16 protein-coding genes are annotated in these 15,452 nt (G+C 67.7%); 13 read left to right on the top strand and 3 right to left on the bottom strand.

The features are described from left to right. Positions 1–76: 76 nt before the first annotated feature. The 11 genes from rpmI (at position 77) to ACH0AE_RS03760 (ending at position 11,590) form a co-directional block, all read left to right on the top strand. Positions 77–280 (top strand): 50S ribosomal protein L35, encoded by a 204-nt coding sequence (rpmI, locus tag ACH0AE_RS03810; protein ID WP_046407959.1) that lies wholly within the window; start codon positions 77–79, stop codon positions 278–280. Between the two features lie 17 nt (positions 281–297). Continuing rightward, positions 298–663 (top strand): 50S ribosomal protein L20, encoded by a 366-nt coding sequence (rplT, locus tag ACH0AE_RS03805; protein ID WP_145117787.1) that lies wholly within the window; start codon positions 298–300, stop codon positions 661–663. Positions 664–802: 139 nt separating this feature from the next. Then, positions 803–1,171 carry a GIY-YIG nuclease family protein gene (locus ACH0AE_RS03800; RefSeq protein WP_406875455.1) on the top strand — a complete coding sequence of 123 codons (369 nt, stop codon included), beginning with the start codon at positions 803–805 and terminating at the stop codon, positions 1,169–1,171. Then, complete coding sequence (pheS, locus tag ACH0AE_RS03795) at positions 1,158–2,264, top strand: phenylalanine--tRNA ligase subunit alpha (RefSeq protein ID WP_406875454.1); 1,107 nt, start codon at positions 1,158–1,160, stop codon at positions 2,262–2,264. Before ACH0AE_RS03800 ends, pheS begins: the two co-directional genes overlap by 14 nt. 13 nt (positions 2,265–2,277) lie before the next feature. Further along, positions 2,278–4,629 (top strand): phenylalanine--tRNA ligase subunit beta, encoded by a 2,352-nt coding sequence (pheT, locus tag ACH0AE_RS03790; protein ID WP_294442701.1) that lies wholly within the window; start codon positions 2,278–2,280, stop codon positions 4,627–4,629. A 56-nt stretch (positions 4,630–4,685) separates the two neighbouring features. Further along, a complete protein-coding gene (locus ACH0AE_RS03785) occupies positions 4,686–5,561 on the top strand; it encodes an aldose 1-epimerase family protein (RefSeq protein WP_294442699.1) in 876 nt (291 codons plus the stop codon). Beyond that, entirely contained in the window at positions 5,558–6,442 is an 885-nt protein-coding gene (locus ACH0AE_RS03780; RefSeq protein WP_294442698.1) for a class I SAM-dependent methyltransferase, read from the top strand. The genes ACH0AE_RS03785 and ACH0AE_RS03780 overlap by 4 nt, the downstream gene beginning before the upstream one ends. A 71-nt stretch (positions 6,443–6,513) precedes the next feature. Further along, positions 6,514–7,563, top strand: coding sequence for a type III polyketide synthase (locus ACH0AE_RS03775; RefSeq protein ID WP_294442697.1), 1,050 nt, complete (start codon positions 6,514–6,516; stop codon positions 7,561–7,563). Next, positions 7,560–8,249, top strand: coding sequence for a methyltransferase domain-containing protein (locus tag ACH0AE_RS03770; RefSeq protein ID WP_294442696.1), 690 nt, complete (start codon positions 7,560–7,562; stop codon positions 8,247–8,249). Before ACH0AE_RS03775 ends, ACH0AE_RS03770 begins: the two co-directional genes overlap by 4 nt. After that, a complete protein-coding gene (locus ACH0AE_RS03765) occupies positions 8,237–9,325 on the top strand; it encodes an NAD(P)/FAD-dependent oxidoreductase (protein WP_294442695.1) in 1,089 nt (362 codons plus the stop codon). The genes ACH0AE_RS03770 and ACH0AE_RS03765 overlap by 13 nt, the downstream gene beginning before the upstream one ends. Positions 9,326–9,388: 63 nt before the next feature. Next, positions 9,389–11,590, top strand: a complete 2,202-nt coding sequence (locus tag ACH0AE_RS03760; RefSeq protein ID WP_294442694.1) for a transglycosylase domain-containing protein — start codon at positions 9,389–9,391, stop codon at positions 11,588–11,590. Here the strand turns inward: ACH0AE_RS03760 and ACH0AE_RS03755 are convergent. From ACH0AE_RS03755 to ACH0AE_RS03745, 3 genes are read right to left on the bottom strand one after another with little or no spacing between them, the layout of a single operon-like run. After that, positions 11,554–12,240, bottom strand: coding sequence for a M48 family metallopeptidase (locus ACH0AE_RS03755; RefSeq protein ID WP_294442693.1), 687 nt, complete (start codon positions 12,238–12,240; stop codon positions 11,554–11,556). The two genes, ACH0AE_RS03760 and ACH0AE_RS03755, sit on opposite strands and share 37 nt — an antisense overlap. Beyond that, a complete protein-coding gene (locus ACH0AE_RS03750; protein ID WP_294442692.1) occupies positions 12,237–12,668 on the bottom strand; it encodes a YcgN family cysteine cluster protein in 432 nt (143 codons plus the stop codon). Before ACH0AE_RS03750 ends, ACH0AE_RS03755 begins: the two co-directional genes overlap by 4 nt. After that, a complete protein-coding gene (locus tag ACH0AE_RS03745; RefSeq protein ID WP_294442690.1) occupies positions 12,665–13,246 on the bottom strand; it encodes an SCO family protein in 582 nt (193 codons plus the stop codon). The genes ACH0AE_RS03750 and ACH0AE_RS03745 overlap by 4 nt, the downstream gene beginning before the upstream one ends. A 70-nt stretch (positions 13,247–13,316) precedes the next feature. Here ACH0AE_RS03745 and ACH0AE_RS03740 point away from each other — a divergent pair, with 70 nt between their 5' ends. Together ACH0AE_RS03740 and ACH0AE_RS03735 are read left to right on the top strand one after the other, a co-directional pair. Next, positions 13,317–13,919 carry an ankyrin repeat domain-containing protein gene (locus tag ACH0AE_RS03740; RefSeq protein WP_294442705.1) on the top strand — a complete coding sequence of 201 codons (603 nt, stop codon included), beginning with the start codon at positions 13,317–13,319 and terminating at the stop codon, positions 13,917–13,919. 222 nt (positions 13,920–14,141) lie between these two features. Continuing rightward, positions 14,142–15,437, top strand: a complete 1,296-nt coding sequence (locus ACH0AE_RS03735) for a WcaI family glycosyltransferase (RefSeq protein WP_406875453.1) — start codon at positions 14,142–14,144, stop codon at positions 15,435–15,437. Positions 15,438–15,452 lie beyond the last annotated feature (15 nt).

Below are 15,452 nucleotides of genomic sequence, written 5' to 3'. Positions count from 1 at the left end.
AGCGAGGTGAAAAGAATCGCCCGGCCATCAGGGCTGCCGCGGCGGTTCCAGTCTCGCTCGATTTGAAAGGACCAAAATGCCCAAGCTCAAGACCAAGAGCGGCGTCAAGAAGCGCTTCAAGCTCACCGCATCCGGCCTGCTCAAGCACGGCGTCGCTGGCAAGCGCCACCGCCTGATCAGCCACAACAGCAAGTACATCCGCCAGAACCGCGGCACCAAGGTGCTGTCGAAGGCCGACACCGCGACGGTGAAGGCCTGGGCGCCGTACGGCCTGCGTTGAGCGAGAGGAACTAGCACATGGCACGCATTAAGCGGGGCGTAACCACTCGCGCCAAGCACAAGAACATTCTGGAACAGGCCAAGGGTTACCGCGGCCGCCGCAAGAACACGATCCGCATCGCGCGTCAGGCCGTCGAAAAGGCCGGCCAGTATGCGTATCGCGACCGGAAGGTTAAGAAGCGGACTTTCCGCGGCCTGTGGATCCAGCGCATCAACGCCGGCGTCCGCGCCGAGGGCCTGACCTACAGCCAGTTCATGCATGGCCTGAAGCTTGCGGGCATCGATCTGGACCGCAAGGTCCTGGCCGACATCGCGATGCACGAAGGCGAAGCGTTTACGGCGCTCGTCGCTCAGGTGAAGAACGCGCTGCCGGCCCAGGCCTAAGCCTCTTCACCTGAAGCGACACGAAGGGCGTGGGTGGCAACACCCGCGCCCTTTGCGTGTCTGGCGCCTGGCGATCGAAACGTCATTCCCGCGCAGGCGGGAAGCCATATTCTCCGACCCCAGGTGAGGAGAACATCAGGTGGCCAAACAACCCTGCGTCTACATCCTCGCCAGCGGCAAGCACGGCACCCTCTACATAGGCGTCACATCGAACCTGCTGGCGCGGCTGCATCAGCACCGCGCAGGATTGATCGAAGGGTTCACCAGCCGCTACGGGGTGCATCGTCTTGTCTGGTTCGAGATGGCAGACACGATGGAAGCCGCGATCGGCCGCGAGAAGCAGCTGAAGAAGTGGAATCGCGACTGGAAGCTGCGGCTGATCGAGGAAAACAACCCCGGGTGGGTGGACTTGGCGATCAACCTTGGCTTCGAGCCAGTCGAGGATACAGCGCGTATGGATTCCCGCCTGCGCGGGAATGACGGGATAGTTACCGATGACCGAGATTGACGACCTGAAAACGCACCTGCTGACCGCGATCGAGGCTGCGGCGGGGCTGGACGCGCTGGACGCGGTGCGTGTCGACGCGCTGGGCAAGCAGGGCCGCGTTACCGCGCTGCTGAAGTCGATGGGCGGCCTCAGCCCCGAGGAGCGCCAGGTGAAGGGCCCGGCGATCCACGGCCTGCGCGAGGCGGTTACCAACGCGATTGCCACCCGCAAGGCCACACTGGAGGCCGCCGCGCTGGAGGCAAAGCTCGCCGCCGAGCGGATCGACATGACGCTGCCGGTCGATGCGCCGCTCGCCGGCACGATCCACCCGGTGAGCCAGGTGATGGACGAACTGGCGGAAATCTTCGCCGATCTCGGCTTCGCGGTCGCCACCGGCCCGGAGATGGAGACCGACTGGCACAATTTCACCGCGCTCAACATTCCGGAAACCCATCCGGCACGCGCGATGCACGACACCTTCTATCTCGCCGGCGATCATGTGCCTGAGGATCGCGAGCGGCCCCGCCTGCTGCGCACCCACACGTCGCCGGTGCAGATCCGCACCATGCTGGCGAACAAGCCGCCGATCCGAATCATCGCGCCCGGCCGCACCTATCGCAGCGACAGCGACGCGACCCATACGCCGATGTTCCACCAGGTCGAAGGGCTGGTGATCGACAAGGGCATCACCATGGGTCACCTGAAATGGACGCTGGAGACCTTCCTCAAGGCCTTCTTCGAGCGTGACGACATCGTGCTTCGCCTGCGCCCCAGCTATTTCCCCTTCACCGAACCCTCGGCGGAGGTCGACGTCGGCTACACGCTGCAAAAGGGCAAGCGCGTGATCGGCGGCGGTGGTGACGTGCCCAACGGCGGCTGGATGGAAGTGCTGGGCAGCGGCATGGTTCACCCCAAGGTGATCGCCGCCTGCGGGCTCGATCCCGACGAATGGCAGGGCTTCGCCTTTGGCTGCGGCATCGATCGCCTCGCCATGCTGAAATACGGCATGGACGATCTGCGCGCCTTCTTCGACGGCGATATCCGCTGGCTCAAGCATTATGGCTTCTCCGCCCTCGACGTCCCGACCCTGTCGGGCGGCGTCGGCGCGGCGTGATCGGACGATAGAGATGAAATTCACGCTTTCCTGGCTCAAGGACCACCTCGACACCGCGGCATCGCTGGACGAGATCCTCGTCGGCCTCACCCGCATCGGCCTTGAGGTCGAAGGGGTCGAGAACCCCGGCGAGAAGCTCGCCGCCTTCCGCATCGCCAAGGTGCTGACCGCCGAGCGGCACCCGCAGGCGGACAAGCTTCAGGTGCTGTCGGTCGACGCCGGCGACGGCCCGCTTCAGGTCGTGTGCGGTGCGCCCAACGCCCGTGCCGGCCTCGTCGGCGTGTTCGGCATGCCCGGCGCGACGGTGCCGGCCAACGGCATGGTGCTGAAGGTCGCGGCGATCCGCGGCGTCGAATCGAACGGCATGATGTGCTCCACGCGCGAGCTGGAGCTGGGCGACGATCATGACGGCATCATCGAACTGGCCGCCGACGCGCCGGTCGGCGAAGTCTATGCCGAATGGGCGGGCCTCAACGATCCGGTCATCGACGTGTCGATCACGCCCAACCGGCAGGATTGCATGGGCGTGCGCGGCATCGCGCGCGATCTCGCCGCCGCCGGCCTCGGCACGCTGAAGCCGCTGACGGCAGAGCCGGTTGCGGGCGAAGGCCCCGGCCCCGACGTACGGACCGACGATCCCGCCGGCTGCCCCGCCTTCTTCGCGCAGGGCGTCAATGGCGTCAGCAACGGCGCCTCGCCCGAATGGCTGGCGAAGCGGCTGCGCGCGATCGGTCAGAAGCCGATCTCGGCATTGGTCGACGTCACCAATTACGTCACCGTCGATCTCGGCCGCCCGCTGCACGTCTATGACAAGGCGAAGCTCTCCGGCGGCCTCGTCGCGCGCAAGGCAAAGGCCGGCGAGACGGTCCTTGCCCTCAACGGCAAGACCTACACGCTTGATCAGACGATGACGGTCATCGCCGATGATGCCCATGTCCATGACATCGGCGGCATCATGGGCGGCGAGGAATCGGGCGTGTCGGACGCGACCACCGACGTCATCATCGAATGCGCCTTTTTCGATCCCGAGCATATCGCGCGCACCGGCCAGAAGCTGATGCTGACCAGCGATGCGCGCCAGCGGTTCGAACGCGGCGTCGATCCGGCGTTTCTGGACGATGGCCTCGCGATCGCAACGCGCCTCGTGCTCGACCTGTGCGGTGGTCAGCCGACCGGCACCACCCGCGCCGGTGAGCCGCCGCTGGGTACGCGCAGCTATGCCTATGACCCCGCGCGCGCCGAAACTCTCGGTGGCCTCGCCGTCGCGCCGGAGCGGCAGCGCGCGATCCTCACCTCGCTCGGCTTCACCGTCAGCGACGATTGGCAGGTCACGCCGCCAACGTGGCGCCGCGATATCGACGGCGCGGCCGATCTGGTCGAGGAAGTGATCCGTATCGAGGGGATCGATAACGTCCCCTCTGTGCCGCTGCCGCGTGCGCCGGGTGTGGCCACGCCGACCGCAACGCCGGAACAGAAGCTGGAACGCCGCGTCCGCCGCGCCGCCGCCGCGCGCGGCCTGGACGAAGCAGTGACGTGGAGCTTCATCTCGGAAGGCGAGGCCGCGCCGTTCGGTGGGGGTGCTTTCACGCTCGCCAATCCGATCAGCGAGGACCTGAAGGTCATGCGTCCCTCGCTGCTGCCGGGGCTGCTCTCGGCCGCCGCGCGCAACGTGCGGCGCGGTGCCGGCACGATCCGCCTGTTCGAGATCGGTCGCCGCTATCTTGCCGACAAGGAGCGCCCGACGCTCAGCCTCGTCCTCGCCGGCGACCGCCGCGCGCGGCACTGGCAGACAGGCAAGGCGCAGGCCTTTGATGCGTTCGACGCCAAGACGGAGGCGCTGGCGCTGCTCGCCGCCGCGGGTGCGCCGGTCGATAATTTGCAGGTGTTCGGCGAAGCAGGCGACGCCTGGCACCCGGGCCAGTCGGGTACGCTGCGGCTTGGGCCGAAAACGGTGCTTGCTGCTTTCGGCATCCTCCACCCCAATGTCACCCGCGCGTTCGATCTCGACGCTGGCGTTGCCGCGCTTGAGCTGTACCTCGATGCCATCCCGGCGAAGCGTTCCGCTGGCTTCATGCGCCCCGCCTATACGCCGCCCGCGCTCCAGGCCGTCCGCCGCGACTTCGCCTTCCTGGTGCCGGAGGGGCTGGCGGCCGATGCGCTCGCCCGAGCGGTGAAGGGCGCGGACAAGGCCGCGATCGTCTCCGCCCGGGTGTTCGACGTCTTCACCAAGGATGGCGAAACATCGATGGCGGTCGAGGTGGTGCTGCAGCCGGGCGACAAGGCGTTCGTCGAGGCGGAGCTGAAGGCGATCGCCGACAAGGTCGTCGCCGCCGCCGCCAAGCTCGGCGCCTCGCTGCGGGGCTAATATATGTCCGTCATCCTCGCGCTGGCGGGGATGACGGATCGGCCAGGGAGGCGAGCATGACCGACTGGATCACCATCGCGAACGATCAACTGTCCGCAGCGATCAACCCGCTCGGCGCGGAACTGTCCTCGCTGAAGGACGCCGCCGGGCGCGAGCTGATGACCGACGCGGATCCGAAGTTCTGGACCGGCCGCGCGCCGCTGCTCTTCCCTGTCGTGGGCAAGCCCGCGGGCGAGAAGATCCGCGTCGACGGGCGCAGCTATCCGATGAAGCAGCACGGCTTCGCGCGGCGACTGCCGTTCGCGCTGGTCGAGCGGGACGACGCGCGATTGCTGTTCCGGCTGGAAGCGGACGCGCAGACCCGCAAGCAATATCCGTTCGATTTCGTGCTCGACGCGGCCTTTCGCCTCGACGGCGCGACGCTCGTCACCGAGATCACGGTCCGCAATCCGGGCGCCGAACCCATGCCGGCAAGCTTCGGCTTCCACCCGGCGTTCGCATGGCCCCTGCCCTATGGCCGCGACCGCAGCGATCATCGCATCACCTTCTCGCATGACGAGCCGGAGCCGCTGCGTGTGATCGCCAGCGACGCGACGATCGCGCCCGGAACCCGCCCCTCCCCGCTCGACGGGCGCACGCTGTACCTTGCGGACGACCTGTTCGCCAACGACGCGCTGGTATGGGACGACATCCGCTCGTCCAGCGTGACCTATGGCGCAAGCGACGGTCCGCAGCTGGAGATCAGCTTTCCGGATACGCCGATGCTGGGGATCTGGACCAAGCCGGGTGCGCGCTACATCTGCGTCGAGCCGTGGCATGGCATTGCCGATCCGCAAGGCTATCGCGGCGAGCTCAAGGACAAGCCGGGCATCTTCCTGGTGCCGCCCGGCGGTTCCAAGCAGATCGCAATGTCGGTAACGCTGCGGCCATGAAGCTTGAGACGCTGATTGGCGAACCCTGGGGCGATTATGGCCTCGTCGATTGTGGCCATGGTCGCAAGCTGGAGCGCTACGGCGACTATCGCTTCATCCGCCCCGAACCGCAGGCGCTGTGGGCGCCGGCACATGACAATTGGCAGGCGCATGGTGAGTTCGTCCCCGGCAGCGACGAGGATGGCGGCGGCCAGTGGCATTACAGCCGGCCCGTGCCGCGCAATGGCTGGCCGCTCTCCTGGGGTGTCGGCGCCGGGACGATCCGCTTCACGGCGCAGAACACGCCGTTTCGCCACCTCGGCTTCTTTCCCGACATGGCCCCCGTCTGGTCATGGCTGCGCGAGCAGATCGACGGCGTTGCCGAGCCCGAAGCGCTGAACCTGTTCGGTTATACGGGCGTCGGCACGCTCGCGCTGTCCGCGGCGGGCGCGAAGATGGTCCATGTCGATGCGTCCAAGAAGTCGGTCGAGGCGGCGCGCGCCAATGCGAAGCTCTCCGGCATGGCCGATCGCCCGGTGCGCTGGATCGTCGACGATGCGGCGAAGTTCGTCGCGCGCGAGGTACGCCGCGGTCGCCGCTATGACGCCATCCTGCTCGATCCGCCCAAATACGGTCGTGGACCGGAGGGCGAGATCTGGCGGCTGGAGGAGCATCTGCCCGCTCTGATCGCCGATTGCCGCCAGTTGCTCGATGCGAACTCGCGCGCGCTGTTCCTCACCGTCTATGCGGTCCGCATGTCCGCACTGGCGATCGGCGAGATGCTGCGCCAGCTGTTCGCCGACCTGCCCGGCACGGTCGAATGCGGCGAGCTTGGCGTGCGCGAGGAAGCGCGCGGGCTGGTGCTGCCCACCGCCATCTGGGCACGCTGGTCGAACGACTGAACGCGGCGGGCGCAGCTAACACCCTGGGATGAGCGCGAGCCGAATCGCGTTGCCGCGCGTTACCCGCGGACATGAACGCCCATCTCAACATGATCGGCACGGCGGTGCCGGGGCACGACATCCATGGCGCCTTCATCGCCTGGGCCCGTGCTCGCCTGCCCGAGCGGGAGCGCCGGCTGTTCGATCGCATGGGCACGCGATCGGGGATTGAGCATCGCTGGTCGGTATTGCCGGACGCGAACGGATCGCCGGTTGATCCCGGCGGCTTCTACGCCGCGGAGCCCCACCCCGGAACGGCCGAACGGATGCGGATCTATGCCGAGGCGGCGCCGGTCCTGGCACTCGCCGCGATCGACGATCTCGCCAGCCGCCAGCCGCTCGGCGCGATCACGCACCTGGTGGTGGCGAGCTGCACCGGCTTCGTCGCGCCAGGGATCGACCAGATCATCGCCGCCCGGCTTGGCTTGCCGCCCAGTGTGGAACGGCTGCTCGTCGGGTTCATGGGCTGTTATGCTGCGGTCGCGGCACTCCGAAGCGCCCGCCACATCGTGCGATCGGAGCCAGAGGCACGCGTGCTGGTGGTAACGGTGGAGCTTTCCACCCTGCACCTGCAGGCTGCCGACGCGCTGGAACCTTTGCTTGCCATGCTGCAGTTCGGGGACGGCGCAGCGGCCGCGCTCGTCACTGCCGAGCCGAATGGCTTTGCGCTGGAGCGCCCCTTTGCCACTACCCTTCCCGGCTCCGCCGAGCTGATCCGCTGGGACATCACCGACCGCGGCTTTGCCATGCATCTGTCTGGCGAGGTGCCCGGCCGGATCAGCACCGCGCTTGCCGATCCCGACCTCGTGGAGGTGCTGACCCAAGGCGCGACGCCGGACGTCTGGGCGGTCCACGCCGGCGGACGTTCGATCCTCGATGCGGTGGAACATGCCCTACGGCTGCCGGATGATGCGCTGGCCGGGTCGCGCGCCGTGCTGGCGGACAACGGCAACATGTCCTCCGCGACGCTGATGTTCGTGCTTGCGCGGCTGTTCGCCGGCCCGCCGGTGACGCACGGCGTGGCGCTCGCCTTCGGGCCGGGGCTGGCGGCGGAAGGCTTCGGCTTCCGGAGCGCCGCATGAGCCTTGCCGTGCGCGCTACGGCCGAGGAACTGATGGACGCTGATGATCTCGAACCAGAGGTCTATGCCGCTGTCGTTGCCGATCTGGCGAAGGTGAATGTCGTGACGCTGGCGGCCCGGCCGACGCTCGCCTTCCTGTCGCGCGCGACGCGTAAGGGCGGGCGTTACCGGCTGCTGGACGTCGGCTTTGGCGATGGCGACATGCTGCGCCGCATCGGCAAATGGGCCGACCGGCACGGCCGAAGCTTCGATCTCGTCGGCGTCGATCTCAATCCACGCAGCGAACAGGCCGCCCGGCCACGCACGCCGGCATCGATCCGGCTCGTCACCGGCGACTATGCGGATCTGGCGGCCGAACCGTGGGATTTCGTCATTTCCAGCCTCGTCGCGCATCACATGAGCCACGATCAACTCGTCGCTTTCCTGCGCTTCATGGAGGCTGAGGCGCGCGTGGGCTGGCTGGTCAACGACCTGCATCGCCACGGTTTTTCCTATCGCGGCTATCCCCTGCTCGCCCGCCTCGCGCGCTGGCATCCGATCGTGCGGCATGACGGCACGCTCTCGATCGCCCGCAGTTATCGGCCATCGGAATGGCCGCCGATCCTTGCCGAGGCCGGCATTCAGGATGCGCGCGTGTCGCGCTATTTTCCCTTTCGGCTGTGCGTGGAGCGCGTGTGCGAACGCTAGACGCGCTGATCGTTGGTGGTGGGCCCGCGGGATCGGCGGCGGCGATCACGCTCGCGCGGGGCGACGAAGCGCCGCTTTTGCTGGAGCGCAATCGCGAAGCCGGTGATGCGCTGTGCGGCGGCTTCCTCAGCTGGCGCACGCTGGAAACCCTGCAAGACCTCGGGATCGAACCGGATTCGCTGAACCGGGAACGGATCACCCGCGTCCGGATCATCGCCGGGGACCGGGTGGCCGAGGCGGCGCTGCCGCGCCCTGCGATCGGCGTATCGCGCCGACGGCTCGACGCCCTGCTGCTCGACCAGGCGGCGGCGCTGGGCGCGGCGGTTGAGCGAGGTGTTTCGGTTCGGTCGATCCGCGACGCCGTCAGGCTCGACGATGGCAGTTTGTTTGCCCCCAAGGCGCTGTTCCTCGCGAGTGGGAAGCATGAGGTGCGCGGCCTCGGGCGCCCATCCGGCGCACGCGGCGAGGATCCGGCACTCGGCCTGCGCGTGCGGGCCGCGACGCACCCGGCGCTCGATCGGCTGATCGGCGATGCGATCGAGCTTCACTTGTTCGATCGCGGCTATACCGGCGTGGTGCGGCAGGAGGACGGGTCGGCGAACATCTGCCTCGCGGTGCGCCGGTCCCGCCTGCACGAGGTGGGCGATCCTGCCACCCTGTTGGCCGGCATCGGCCGCGAGGCCCCACAGCTCGGCGACCGCCTCGCCTTTGCCCATAGTGGCGCCGACGCGGTGGCGAACGTGCCGTACGGGTGGCGCGACGAGGAATCGCATCCCGGGCTGTTCCGGCTGGGCGACCAGGCCGGAGTGATCCCCTCGCTCGCCGGTGAGGGCATGGGCATCGCGCTGGCCAGCGGGGTTTCGGCGGCGCGCGCCTATTTGCGCGAAGGGGCGATGAGCGACTGGCAGCCGCGCTTCGCCCGGCGCCTGCGCCGCCCGATCGGAATTGCCGATGCGGTGCGCGGCGCCGCCGAGCATCCGCCGCTCGCCGCGCGGCTGCTCCCCGCCTTCCGCCACGCGCCCGCGCTGGTGCGGATGATCGCCCAGGCGACGCGGATTTCGGCCGAGCGGGGGTGATCGCGGCCTGTCCGGCCATCTTGTTAAGCATGGCCTAAGCTTCTATCCGGCAAGCGGTATCCAATGGCACGCCGCCCCGCACCCCGCTCGCCCTGGCGCCGCCGCCTGTCGATCACGATCAAGGTTATGATCGCGCTCGCCGTGCTGGCGCTGGGTGCCCTCGTCACCGCGGTCTATATCGCCCGCGCGCAGCTCCCTTCCTTCGAGGAGCTGAAATCGTCCCCCAACGGCCAGATGATCCGCGTCCATGCGGCCGACGGCACCGTGCTCGTCTCGATCGGGCCAAGCTATGGCGAATGGCTCGCCTATGATCGCATCCCGCGCGTGATGCGTGACGCGACCGTCTCGGTCGAGGACAAGCGCTTCTACAGCCACCTCGGCGTCGATCCGATCGGCGTCGCGCGATCGGTGAAGGTGCGGCTGGATCGCGGCCGCTGGGTGCAGGGCGGCTCGACCATCACGCAGCAGCTCGCCCGCAACGTCTTCCTCAACAACCAGAAGAAGTTCGGCCGCAAGTTCCGCGAATGGATCCTCGCGCTCGCGATGGAGCGCAAGTTCAGCAAGGATCAGATCCTCGAGCTGTACCTGAACAAGGTCTATTACGGCGGCGGCGCCTATGGAATCGACGCTGCGTCGCGCAAATTCTTCGGCCATGGCGCGAACCGGCTGACGCTGAGCGAGGCGGCGATCATCGCTGGCCTCGTCAAGGCGCCCTCCAACTACTCGCCGACAGCCGACGCGCAGGCAGCGGTCGATCGCGCGCAGGTGGTGCTGCGCGTGATGGCCGACAACGGCACGATCTCGCCCTCCGAAGCGGCCAGCGCCGATCCGCAGGCGGTGAAGCTGGCGCCCGAGCCCAAGCAGAACAGCGTACGCTATTTCACCGACTGGGCGCTGCCCCAGTTGGAAATGCTGATCGACGAGACGGAAAAGCCGCTGGAAGTCTGGACGACGCTGGACCTCTCGATGCAGCGCGCGGCCGATGCGGCGATCCGCCAGCAGGCACCCGGCGGCGCGCAGGGTGCGCTGGTCGCGCTCGACCGCGACGGCGCCGTTCGCGCGATGGTCGGCGGCAAGGATTACGTCTCGTCGATCTATAACCGCGCGACGCAGGCGCAGCGCCAGCCGGGATCGGCGTTCAAGCTGTTCGTCTATCTCGCCGCGCTGGAAGCCGGGAAGACCCCGGAATCGAGCGAGCTCGACGGCCCGATCACGATCGACGGCTGGAGCCCGCGCAACGATTCGCGCCGTTTCTCCGGCCAGGTGACGCTGCGCACGGCCTTCGCCTATTCGCTGAACACGGTGGCGGCGCGGCTGGGCCAGCAGGTGGGCTTCACTACGGTGGCGGACATGGCGCGCCGCTTCGGCATCACCACGCCGGTCAACACCCAGCCCTCGATGGTGCTCGGCACGTCGGACGTGCGGCTGATCGACATGACCCGTGCCTTCGCCAGCGTGGCCAACAAGGGCGTTGCCGTCACGCCGTTCGGCATCACCAAGGTGACCGCGAACAACGAGGTGATCTACAACCACGAGGTGGATCGCAGCCGCGTGCTGGTGGCGCCTTACGTCGCGGCACAGATGACCGATCTGCTCCAGACGGCCGTCAACACCGGAACCGGCCGCGCGGCGCAGATCGGGCGGCCGGTGGCGGGCAAGACCGGCACGACCTCTTCGTCGAAGGATGGCTGGTTCCTCGGTTTCTCCTCCGGGATCACCACCGGCGTCTGGATGGGCCGGGACGACGCGAGGCCAGTGCCGGGCCTCCACGGCGGCACCGCCCCGGCGCGCGCCTTTGCTCAGTTCATGCGCGTCGCGGTGGCGAACCGGCCGATCGAACAGTTCGACACCGAAGTGACGTTGCCCGAATGGCAGCTGGAGCCGGACGAGGAGAGCTATTTCGGCGAACCCGACAATGGCGTGTTCGTCGACGAGAACGGCGATCCGGTGGCGGCCGGCGGCGTGCCGGTGCCGGTCGACCCGGCGGGCCAGGGCATCGAGCGGCCCTCATCGCGCGCCGAACGGCCGGTGCCCGAAGGCTATCCGGATGGCGATCAGCCGCCGCCGCAGCAACTGGACCAGGACTGGATCGACCGTGTCACGGGTCGGGATCAACCGCGCGAGCCGCGGCGTGAACAGGGGCGTGAGCCGGGCCGTGAGCAGGGGCGTGACATGAGCCGGGAGATGGGCCGCGACCCCTATCGCGAGGCGCGCCGCGATCCCCGCTATCAGGCGCCGCCCCCGGCCGACCGCCCGTACCAGTGAAGCGCCGCGCCGTTGGTGCGCAGCCAGCGGCGATGCGGGGTTGGATCGCTGCCATAAAGCGCCGCGACCAGCGCGTGGAACGCCGGCGAGTGATCCATGTGGACGCGGTGCGCCACTTCATGCGCGGCAGTCGCCCGCCGCACCGCTTCGGGCGCCAGCACGAGCCGCCAGCTGTACCTGATCGCGCCGCTTCTGCTGCAACTGCCCCAACGGCCGCGCGGATCGCCGACCGTCACCTTGTCCACCGACACGCGCGCACGGGCCGCATAGAAGGCCGTATCCGTTTCCAGTAGCCGCAGCGCCTCGCGTCGTAGCCAGGCCTCGACTCGCCGGGCAATCGTCTCGCGCGGGCCGGACAGCATGAGCGTGTCGCCTTCGCGGCGAACGACGCGCGACGCCCCTTCCCGCCACGCGATCGTCAGCACCGCGTCCGCGAACGGCAGGGTGGCGCCATCGACGAACGGGCACGCATCGGGCAACTTGGCGCGCTGCGCGGCGATCCAATCCTCGTAATCGGCCGCCCAGGCGAGCGCGGCCTTGGCCGAGGCGCGGCGGGGAATCGTAAGGCGGACGCGGCCGCTCGCCGGATCGAAGGCCAGCTTCAACCGCCGTGCGGTGGGATGCCGCACGACATCGATGTCGTGGCTCACAGCACCCGATCGACGATATGATGCTCGAATTCGCCGGCGTCGTCTTCGCTTACCGTCCAGCCGCGCACTGATTCGCCGGCGCGATGCACCGCATCCCGGTCTCCCGAGACGAGGTAATGCCAGTCGGGAAGCGCTTCCCCCGCCGCCCGCAGGCGATAGGCGCAGGTGGTCGGCAGCCAGTCGATCTCGCGCACGTTGCGCATCGTCAGCCGCACGCATTCCGAGACATAGGCGTGGCGGTGCCGGTAATCCGAACACTGGCCGCTGCGCCGGTCGAGCAGCCTGCATGCGACATTGGTCGGGATCAGTTCACCTGTCTCTTCATCTTCCAGCTTGTGAAGGCAGCATTTGCCGCAGCCGTCGCACAGCGCCTCCCACTGCGCGCGATCAAGCTTTTCCAGCGGTGTGTCTTCCCAGAACCGACTCATTTCGCCCAGCGTTTGATCTCGTCCACGATGCCCTGCGGCGGCCCTTCCTGCGGCAGAAGCGCCAGCGGTTTACCGTCCGGCGACATCAGATAGGCCTGGCGGCTGTGGTCCATCATATACCCATCTGGGGTGCCGGCACCGCGTTTGAAATAGACGCCATATTCCTTGGCGACGCGCGCGATCTCTTCCGGGCTGCCGGTGAGGCCTACCATGCGCGGGTGGAAGGCGGAGACGAACTGCTTCATCACCGCGGGCGTGTCGCGCGCGGGATCGACGGTGATGACGATCGGCACGATGTTGCGCGCCAGGGTGGGATCGGTCTTCTCCAGCAGCTTGAGCGCCGCGCCGATGTTCTGCGCGTCGAGCGGGCAGACATCCGGGCAGAAGGTGTAGCCGAAATAGACGATGCGGTACTTTCCGGCGAAGCTTGCGTCGGTAACCGCCTTTCCGTCCTGATCAGTCAGCGCAAAGGGGCCGCCGATCCGCGCGCCCTCAAGCGGCGGGCGCTGCGGCGGAGCTTCCGGCGAACAGGCGGTTGCGGCGAGTGCGGCGAAAAGGGCAAAGATACGGGCGTTCATAGCCTTGCCAGCCTTGGTCTGTTAGGGCCGTCGCTGCAACCATGACGATGGATTGACCCCCGTGAAGACGATGCGCCGACTGATCCTTCCTGCCCTTTTCGTCCCCGCCCTCATCGGCACTGCCCTGCCCGCTGCCGCGCAGCAGCAGTCGCAAGGGTACAAGTTCCTCGAAGCCGTGAAGAGCGCCAAGGGCGAGGAGGTGATCAAGATCCTCGACCAGCCGGGGCAGACGATCGTCAACGCGCGCGACGTGACCACCGGCGAAGGCGCGCTGCACATCGTGATCAAGCGCGGCGACGAAACCTATCTGCGCTATCTGCTGTCGCGCGGCGCCGATCCGAACCTGCGCGACGGCCGCGGCGACACACCGCTGCTGCTCGCCGTGCAATATGGCCAGAACGGCATGGTCGACCTGCTGACCGGGGCCAAGGCGAATCCCAATCTCGGGAATGGCGGCGGCGAAACGCCGCTGATCCGGGCCGTGCAGAAGCGGGACCTCGCATTGGTGCGCGCGCTGCTCGCGGCCGGCGCCAACCCTGACCAGACCGATAATGTCGCCGGCATGTCCGCGCGGGACTATGCCCATGCCGATGCGCGCTCCCCCGCCATCGCCAAGCTGATCGACGAAAAGCCAAAACGCGCGCCGCGTGCCGTCGCGGGCCCGAAGTTCTGACGAACGTTTCTTATCAGGTGAGGGCCAGAGTTTCGGGCCCTCATCTTTGATCTGGCGAGTTATGCCAAGATCACGCTAGACTTATAGTTTGGTTAACGTATCCTTTTCGCGAGTCGCGGTTGAACAACCCGGCCGTGGGGGGATCGCTGACATGGCCAGTGCAGTGCCAACCAACTGTATCCGTGCGCACTCCAGGAGAACTCCAGCGATCCGATCGATCGCGTGATCGGCTCTTCCCTGGATATCCTGATCCTCGGTCACAATTACGCGCCTGAGCCGATCGGAATCGGACCCTGCACCGCAGGGATGGCCGAAGCATTGGCAGAGAGTGGCCATCGCGTAAGGGTGATCTGCGGCCAACCCTGCTATCCCGCATGGAAGATCGATCCGGCCTATCGCGGTATCTTGCCTCGGCGATCGCGCGAAAGCGGGGTGTCGGTGCTTCGGCTCCCGCTTTACGTGCCTGCGGTTCCACGCGGCTGGCCGCGGGCGGCGCATCATCTTTGCTTTGCTCTGCTGGCGGCCGCGGCGCTGATCGCGGTGCTGTTGCTTCGGCGGCGGCCGGACATCGTCGTGGCCATTGCACCGTCCTTCCTCTCGACGATCGTCGCCCGCTTGTTTGGGTGGGCAGCACGGCGCCCCGTGTGGGTCCATGTTCAGGATTTCGAGCTCGACATGGCCAGCGCAACCGGCCAGCTCTCGATCGCCGATCATCCGCTGATGCGCCGGCTCCAGCGCCTCGGCCATCGCGGCAATCGCGTGAGCAGCATCTCACCGGCCATGTGCGACAAGCTGGTCGCCAGCGGCAACGATCCACGTCGGGTGATCGAGTTCCGCAACTGGGCAAATCCAGCCGTTGAGCCGCTCACCGAAGCGTCGCCCTGCCGCGCACAGTGGCGGATCAACGAACCGTCCATCGCGCTCTACTCCGGCAACATCGCCGCCAAACAAGGCATTCCCATCATCATTGAGGCAGCAAAGTTGCTCGCGGCGCGGCGCGACCTGCTGTTCGTGATCTGCGGCGATGGGCCTGAGCGCGAGCGGCTGGAGCACCTTGCGGCGGGTTGCGAGAACGTGCGCATCTTCGGCCTTCAACCCATGGCGCGATTGGGCGATCTGCTGGGGCTTGCGACCATCCACCTCCTGCCGCAAATAGGCGGTGCGGCGGATCTGGTGCTGCCGTCGAAGCTACCCAACATGCTCGCCTCCGGCCGGCCGATCGTTGCCACGGCCGCACAGGGCACCGGGCTCGCCGAGGAGATCGGCGCGGGCGGCCTGACCACGCCGCCGTCTGATGCGCTGGCGTTTGCCGCGGCGATCGAGCGGCTGCTGGACGATGCACCGCTGCGCGCTGCGTGCGAACAGGCGGCGAAGGAGCGCGCGGCCTCCCGCTGGAGCAAGGCCGCGATCCTCGCCGATCTCGAGCGCGAATTGCGGCTCCTCCACGCAGAGTGGCGCGCGCTGCCGAGCTGGCGTCGTTCTCTGCCGATGCCGAGGCTCGGGCTGCTGGCGGAATGAACCAGCAGCCCGGTT

The sequence above is a fragment of the Sphingomonas sp. 179-A 2A2 NHS genome (genome assembly GCF_045371305.1).
Classification (GTDB): domain Bacteria; phylum Pseudomonadota; class Alphaproteobacteria; order Sphingomonadales; family Sphingomonadaceae; genus Sphingomonas.
This window is presented reverse-complemented; position numbering and strand designations above follow the sequence as displayed.

What these genes read in the sequence shown, in the direction of transcription:
- rpmI (WP_046407959.1), top strand. Translation starts at nt 77, where the DNA reads ATGCCCAAGCTCAAGACCAAGAGCGGCGTCAAGAAGCGCTTCAAGCTC.
- rplT (WP_145117787.1), top strand. Translation starts at nt 298, where the DNA reads ATGGCACGCATTAAGCGGGGCGTAACCACTCGCGCCAAGCACAAGAAC.
- pheS (WP_406875454.1), top strand. Translation starts at nt 1,158, where the DNA reads ATGACCGAGATTGACGACCTGAAAACGCACCTGCTGACCGCGATCGAG.
- pheT (WP_294442701.1), top strand. Translation starts at nt 2,278, where the DNA reads ATGAAATTCACGCTTTCCTGGCTCAAGGACCACCTCGACACCGCGGCA.
- ACH0AE_RS03785 (WP_294442699.1), top strand. Translation starts at nt 4,686, where the DNA reads ATGACCGACTGGATCACCATCGCGAACGATCAACTGTCCGCAGCGATC.
- ACH0AE_RS03780 (WP_294442698.1), top strand. Translation starts at nt 5,558, where the DNA reads ATGAAGCTTGAGACGCTGATTGGCGAACCCTGGGGCGATTATGGCCTC.
- ACH0AE_RS03775 (WP_294442697.1), top strand. Translation starts at nt 6,514, where the DNA reads ATGAACGCCCATCTCAACATGATCGGCACGGCGGTGCCGGGGCACGAC.
- ACH0AE_RS03770 (WP_294442696.1), top strand. Translation starts at nt 7,560, where the DNA reads ATGAGCCTTGCCGTGCGCGCTACGGCCGAGGAACTGATGGACGCTGAT.
- ACH0AE_RS03760 (WP_294442694.1), top strand. Translation starts at nt 9,389, where the DNA reads ATGGCACGCCGCCCCGCACCCCGCTCGCCCTGGCGCCGCCGCCTGTCG.
- ACH0AE_RS03750 (WP_294442692.1), bottom strand. Translation starts at nt 12,668, where the DNA reads ATGAGTCGGTTCTGGGAAGACACACCGCTGGAAAAGCTTGATCGCGCG.
- ACH0AE_RS03745 (WP_294442690.1), bottom strand. Translation starts at nt 13,246, where the DNA reads ATGAACGCCCGTATCTTTGCCCTTTTCGCCGCACTCGCCGCAACCGCC.
- ACH0AE_RS03740 (WP_294442705.1), top strand. Translation starts at nt 13,317, where the DNA reads ATGCGCCGACTGATCCTTCCTGCCCTTTTCGTCCCCGCCCTCATCGGC.